Genomic DNA, 6,990 nt, shown 5'->3' on the forward strand with positions numbered 1-6,990 from the left:
TGATTGTTTTATATTGAGGTTTTGACACGATTGATGGGCGAGTTGATGGGCTATGTCGATCAGATCACCAGCTATGGTTTTAGTTCAACTGATTTAGGAAACAAAGCCTGCTGGTGAAGGTCATCGCACGGGCGAGGCCGCAACTGTGCAGTAAAGGCAGTTTATACAAAGAGCCGGATGTGACAGTCCAAAACGCGCCAATGCCAGGGCCGGCAAAACCATCATAAGTGCCTAGAGCGAGTCCCTGTAGCCATTGTTGCTTGGCGGGTGGTTTGCTGGTTGGGGCTTGGCAGTTAACGTCCGATATCGCATTGGGGCTGACTAAACTGTAAATGGCAATGCCAATGATCAGCAGCGGCAGGACTTTTTCGAGCCATTGGGTATCGACTAAATAGACTAAGAAACTGCCCAATACGGCGCCAATAAAGGTGGCAATAAAGGCCATGTACCAAAACGAGGGTTTAAAAAGGTGCTGACGATAATAGGTCCAAGCCGCCATTGAAGAGCCAAAACTGGCGGCTAACTTATTGGTACCTAATACGGTGTGCGGTGCTATGCCTAAGGTTAACAGTGCGGGGATCGACAATAGGCCACCGCCGCCAACAACGGCATCGATGAATCCAGCGATAAGACCTATAACTGCCAACAGGGCCCAATGACTGGGCTCGAGTAACAATTCCAAATTTTAATCCTACTCTATGACACGTCTAAAGGGCGGTAAGGCGTCCAGCAAGGACTTGCCATAGCGTTTAGTAACTAACCGCCTATCTAAAATGGTGACTCGGCCATAATCTTGCTCTTTACGCAGTAATCTACCACAACTTTGAATAAGCTTACGTGAAGCATCTGGGATAGTCAGTTGCAAGAAGGGATTGCCGCCTTTGACTTTGACATATTCCGCATGGGCTTGCTCAACGGGCGAGGTTGGCACCGCAAAGGGCAGTTTAGTGACGATCAAGTTCGTCAGATAATCGCCGGGTAAGTCGAGGCCTTCGGAGAAACTGCCAGTGCCGAACAATATGCTCGGTTCGCCTTTATCGCACTTAGCTTTATGATTCTCTAACAACTGTTGCCGTGGCGCATTGCCTTGAATAAGCAGCTCTGTGGTGAGTTTACCTTCAAGTAATTCAACCACTTTTTCCATCTGCCAGTAGGAGGCGAATAACACTAAGGTGGCCATTTCCCCTTCAATCAGGGTGACGATTTGCTCGGCAAGTTCTGCCGTATAGGCATCGTCCGTCGGCTCAGTGCGCATTTTGGGTAAATAAAGTGTCGCGTTATTGGGATAATCGAAGGGCGATTGTAAGGCTAAATAACGGCTGCCATCATTGAGTGACAACCCAACTTGATGCACGAAATGGTCAAAGTTATTGAGTGCGCGCAGCGTGGCGCTACATAAAACTACGCCCGCGGCTTTTTGCCACAGCATGGATTCCAGCATAAAGCCAACTTCGATAGGCGAGGCGCTAAACAGATAATCCACTTGTTTACCTGTGATGAGCTCGACCCAGCGCGCCATAGGGGCACCTTTATGTTTATCTTCCTTGGCCATCATCTTCCACAATTTTTGTAGATTCTCGAGCCTTTGCAGCATAAATCCGGTTTCGGCTAATAGTGCTTCGGATTGATGTTTAGGAATGTCGCCATCTTTAATCGCCTCTGCCAACAGTGACAGCATTTTATTAAACTGTTTGAGGGCAAGATTAGAGGTCACTGCAAGGTTTTCAGCCAGAATGAGTAATGAGTCAGGCAGTTTGCCGTGCTCAAAACGCAGACGGTTTTCAGGATTAGCAAAGTGCTTAGTCTGGGTATCGCAGTAGTGGGCCACTTGATTGAGCTGGGCGATAAGATCGCCTAAATGATCTTGCATTGCCTGCGCGGGGGCAATGATATTGTTGCTCTTTATTTGGTTTTGTAACTTAGCGCAGGTTTTACCAATTTTTTCGAGCCAGTCGCATGCGCCCCTCAGTGTGGCTTGTGCGCTGGAGAAATCCCGCGCGACTATCGGTAAGTGATGTGCCTCATCGATAACATAAAACACGTCTTCGGGATCGGGCAAAATCACGCCACCACCTAGCTCTAAATCGGCGAATAACAAGCTGTGGTTGGCGATGAGCACGTCCCAGGTATCGACATCTTCACGGGCTTTATGGAACGGGCAATTTCTGTGGCTGGCGACTTGGCGATGACAGCTGTGTTTGTCGCAGGCGATTTGTTGCCACAAGTGATCGGGCAGCGGCACGGCTAAGGTATCGATTTCACCGTTCCAGCGACCTTCGTTATAGTCTTTTAACAGGCCATGCATCATAGCCACTTGGCTATTGTCAGGCTTAGTTTGCCACATGGCCATTTGTGTACTGTTGTCGTCACCGATGAGCATCGCCAGTTTCGATAGACATACATAACGTTGTCGACCTTTGACTAGGCCAAAGCGGAAATTTAAACCGGATTGCTCAAGGAAGAAGGGCAAGTCTTTATGCAGTAATTGTTCTTGCAGGGCGACGGTCGCGGTGGCGATACAGACTTTTTTCTTGCTCGCTAATGCCAGTGGAATGGTACCGAGAATATAAGACAATGATTTACCGATACCAGTCCCTGCTTCGACCACTATGATGCGTCTATCTTTGTCATAGTCGCCAGCGAGGGTCTTAGAGATTTCCGCCACCATATAGTTTTGTTCGCGACGCGGCCTAAAATGAGGCAAGGCGGTAGCGATATCCTTATAGATGGCGCGGATCTGGGTTTTTACATTGTCAGGTAACATGCGTCACTACTTTATCGAATTAATGCTGTACATAATAACAGTGATTGCATAGCCTAAGAAACTTTTCTGCCATTTGGCGGCATTTAAATTGAGTAGCTATACGATTTGGGAACCCATGCGATGAAGCCAGAGGCAACAACGGCCGTTAGTGTACAAGGTCGAGTCTTAACACGCCATGCGATTCATCGTCATGGGAGTTTAGTGTTGCAGTATTATCTGGCGACCGCCCAAGGTCCTGTGCTGGTGGAAGTGCAAGGCACTGAACACATTTGTTTTTGTCATCAAACGGATGTGGCGGCTTTACAGTTACAAACGCCGGGTCAAGCATTGCGGTTTGTGCCGTTAGCGCTCAAAAGCTTTAAAGGCGGCGCCGTCAGTGGAGTTTATGCTAAATCGAGCAACAGCTTACGTACCTTACAGCGCATCGCAAAAGATGCCGATATCCCTTTATTTGAAGCGGATATTCGCCCTGAACAGCGTTATTTAATCGAGCGGTTTGTGGCGCTGGATGTGGCATTTTTAGGGCATTTCTCTGCGCCGACTAGCGACAGTCTTGAGGCTAACTCGCTGCCCGTGTTTATCGCCGAGCGGGCTAAGAGTATTGCCCCTTTAACGGCGGTGAATTTACGCTGTATCTCACTGGATTTTGAATGCAGCTTTGAGGGCTTACTCTATTCGGTCGCGCTATATGGTCAAGACAGTGGCCGAGACGTGGGGCAAGGCAGCCTCAAGCAGACTTATGAAAAAGTGATTATGGTGGGCGAAGCTGAATCAAACTCCCCCGAATATATTGAATGGGTGGCCGATGAAGCGGCGCTGATCCATCGATTAATTGCGTGGTTCCATGAGTTTGATCCTGACTTTATTATCGGTTGGTCAGTGGTGAGTTTTGATCTCTCGCTGTTGTCACGCCGTGCATTATTACACCGTATTCCGCTCACTATTGGCCGCGGCGGCGCTAAGCTCGATTGGAAAGTTGACAATAAGTTTCGCCCAGAAACCTTAGTCTTACCGGGCCGTGTGGTACTCGATGGTATCGATTGGCTTAAAGCCGCTTTTTATCACTTTGAGCGTTTCTCGCTTGAATTTGTGTCGCGGCAATTATTAGGTGAAGGCAAGGCCATTCATAACGTCGATAATCGCGTTGAAGAAATTGACCAGCTGTTTAAGACCGATAAACAAGCCTTAGCGCATTATAATCTTACCGATAGCCGCCTAGTGTGGGATATTTTTACTCACACTCAATTGTGGGATTTTGCCCTCGCGCGTGCTGAACTGACAGGTTTAGAACTCGGGCGGGTAGGGGCTTCGGTGGCGGCGTTTAATCATTTGTATTTACCACATTTACATCGCGCGGGTTATGTCGCTCCAGCAGAGCCTGTGAGTCAGGGCATTGAAAGTCCTGGTGGCTATGTGATGGATTCTGTGCCGGGTCTTTATAAACACATCTTAGTGTTCGATTTTAAAAGCTTGTATCCCTCCATTATTCGCACCTTTTTGATCGATCCTAAGGGATTGATTGAAGGCTTGCAGTTGCCCGAGTCTGAATGTGTTGCGGGTTTTCTTGGCGGCCGTTTCAGTCGGCAACAGCCTATTTTACCTAAGCTAATTCAAACCTTATCTGAGCAGCGCGAAAAGGCCAAGCGTGAGCACAATGCGCCATTATCCCAAGCGATAAAAATTATCATGAACTCGCTGTATGGGGTTTTAGGTTCTCAAGGCTGCGTGTTTCATGATGCCAAGTTGGCAAGTTCGATCACGATGCGTGGCCATCAAATCATGAAACAAACCCGTGCATGGATAGAAGAGATGGGCTATCAAGTGATTTATGGCGATACGGATTCGACCTTTGTGTGGCTTGGCGGCGAGCCTGACCTCTCAGACATTAACGCCTTAGGTAACACTCTGGCGCAGGATATCAATGCTAAGTGGCAGGCTAAGACCTGTGCTGATCACCAAGTTGAGAGTTTTCTCGAGTTACAGTTTGAGCGGCATTACGAGCAGTTCTTTATGCCAACCTTAAGAGGCTCATTAGAAGGCAGTAAAAAACGTTATGTTGGCGCGTGGCGCAATGCGAGCGATGAACTTGAGCTCACCTTTAAAGGTATGGAACAAGTGCGGAGTGATTGGAGCCCCTTAGCGCGCAAAGTCCAAGAGTCACTCTATGAGCGAATGTTTAACCAAAGGGATATCAGTATTTATTTAGCCAGCGTGTTTGAAAAACTACTTGATGGTCAGTTGGATAATGATTTGGTATTTCGTAAACGCATGCGGCGCAATATCGAAGATTACACGGCTAAATCTTCACCACATGTTAAAGTCGCCCAGCAACTATGCGACTTAACAGGTGACACCACTTTTGGCAAGCGTGGGGCGCAAATTGACTACCTGATTACTGTAAATGGACCGGAACCCTTACTGTACAGAACGTCACCAATTGATTACCAATACTACATTGATAAGCAAATTGGCCCTATTGCAGAGCCGGTATTTTCGATAATGAAACTAAACTACATGGATATTGCGTCAAAGCAGTTGCTGTTAATATAGTGTTTTAATGTTCTTTATGTGTTGCGATAGGTGGAGAATGTAGCGTTTTAACCTGTTTTGTAGAGGTTAACTGGTTTGTTTTTGTGATGTTAATCGACATATTCTTTAGGTTTCGCTTTGAGGGGATATTGAAAATTTGCTACCCTTTAAGTGGAAATTGTAAGGAAATATAACAACGGAATGACGTTGGCAGAACATAAACAAAAAAAGGTTAAGCACCAAATGAACAAGACGTTAGTAGCAACTGCGCTTGCAGCAATTTTTTTAGTACCATCAGTCTCGGCTATCGAGATCTATAAAGATAATAAAAATGCCGTAGAAATCGGTGGTTTTATTGATGCACGCGTGATCAACACTCAAGGGGAAACTGAGGTTGTTAACGGCGCATCTCGCATTAATTTTGGTTTTAATCGTGAGTTGACTGACGGTTGGAAAGCCTTTGCTAAATTAGAGTGGGGCGTAAACCCAGTTGGTAGCAGCGATATCATCTATAACAATCGCTTCGAATCTGTTCAAGAAGAGTTCTTCTATAACCGTTTAGGTTACGCAGGTCTGTCCCATGACACTTATGGAACACTAACTATCGGTAAGCAGTGGGGTGCTTGGTACGATGTCGTTTACAACACTAACTACGGTTTTGTGTGGGACGGCAACACTGCAGGTGTTTACACTTATAACAAAGATGACGGCGCGGTAAACGGCGTGGGTCGTGGTGATAAAACGGTCCAGTATCGTAACGCCTTTGGCGATGTTAGCTTCGCAGTTCAAGCGCAGTTGAAAAACAGCAGCTTCTATACTTGTGATACCACCGATGATATTACTCAAGCTCAGTGTCAAGCGAACTGGGAAAGTGGTGATAAAGCGGCTCAACAAGTTGAGTACAACTACACTTATGGTGGCGCGCTGACCTATAAAGCCACTGATATGCTGACTTTAACTGCGGGTGTTAACCGTGGTGAGTTTGATGTGAGTTTTGGTAACGGCGAACAAACCACAGCGGTTGATCTTATCTACGGTGCAGGTATCACTTGGGGTAACTTCGATAACGATGGTTTATATGCTGCTGCAAACGTTAACAGACAAGAAAACCATGATACTGACAACATTGGTCGTTTGATCAAAGATGCCTATGGTATTGAAAGTTTAGTTTCTTACAAGTTTGACAATGGCCTACGTCCATTCATTTCTTACAACGTGCTTGATGCCGGTAAAGATTATGTTATCCAGCCAAACTTCAATGCCAAACCTACAGATGAGTTTAAGCGTCAGTTTGTCGTTGTCGGTTTGCACTTTGTGTGGGATCCAAACACAGTTCTGTACGTAGAAGCACGTAAAGATTACAGTGATTTTTCTGGGGAACATGAAGCCAGAATGGCACTTTCTGAATCTGATGGCGTAGCAATCGGTATCCGTTACACTCTCTAAGTTTCAAGTTTCTTTAAAGTAAGAACCTTTTCAGATATTCCCCAAAAAGCCAGTCAGCAATGACTGGCTTTTTTGCATATTTTTGTTTTGAGTTGTTTATCATTTTTAGAAACCTATGAGCCATATGCACTTATTGGTACTAGGGTCTGTTGATCTTTCGAGAGTGATTTTTAGACAGCATGGCAAGACGTTATAATTTGCTTCGCCAAAAGTAACCATAACCTCAAGCCATGCCAAGACTTATGCTAACC

General features: G+C 46.2%; 3 protein-coding genes and 1 pseudogene. 2 read left to right on the forward strand and 2 right to left on the reverse strand.

Annotated elements, in window-relative coordinates; all coding sequences use genetic code 11:
* Positions 1 to 109: 109 nt before the first annotated feature.
* Positions 110 to 682, reverse strand: a pseudogene (locus tag KV201_RS22175) (TSUP family transporter); the annotation flags it as partial.
* Positions 683 to 691: 9 nt separating this feature from the next.
* Complete coding sequence (dinG, locus tag KV201_RS22180; protein WP_006081149.1) at positions 692 to 2,764, reverse strand: ATP-dependent DNA helicase DinG; 2,073 nt, start codon at positions 2,762 to 2,764, stop codon at positions 692 to 694.
* Between the two features lie 120 nt (positions 2,765 to 2,884).
* On the opposite strand from dinG, the gene KV201_RS22185 reads away from it, so the two are divergent.
* On the forward strand, positions 2,885 to 5,314 hold the full coding sequence (locus tag KV201_RS22185; protein ID WP_226060630.1) for a DNA polymerase II: 2,430 nt from the start codon (positions 2,885 to 2,887) through the stop codon (positions 5,312 to 5,314).
* Positions 5,315 to 5,536: 222 nt separating this feature from the next.
* A complete protein-coding gene (locus KV201_RS22190; RefSeq protein ID WP_226060632.1) occupies positions 5,537 to 6,739 on the forward strand; it encodes a porin in 1,203 nt (400 codons plus the stop codon).
* Positions 6,740 to 6,990: the final 251 nt, after the last annotated feature.

Origin of the sequence: Shewanella sp. SR1, assembly GCF_020447145.1 — a bacterium.
Classification (GTDB): Bacteria; Pseudomonadota; Gammaproteobacteria; order Enterobacterales; family Shewanellaceae; genus Shewanella; species Shewanella baltica.

Coding starts and splice junctions, on each gene's coding strand:
- KV201_RS22190 (WP_226060632.1), top strand. CDS start 5,537: ATGAACAAGACGTTAGTAGCAACTGCGCTTGCAGCAATTTTTTTAGTA.
- dinG (WP_006081149.1), bottom strand. CDS start 2,764: ATGTTACCTGACAATGTAAAAACCCAGATCCGCGCCATCTATAAGGAT.
- KV201_RS22185 (WP_226060630.1), top strand. CDS start 2,885: ATGAAGCCAGAGGCAACAACGGCCGTTAGTGTACAAGGTCGAGTCTTA.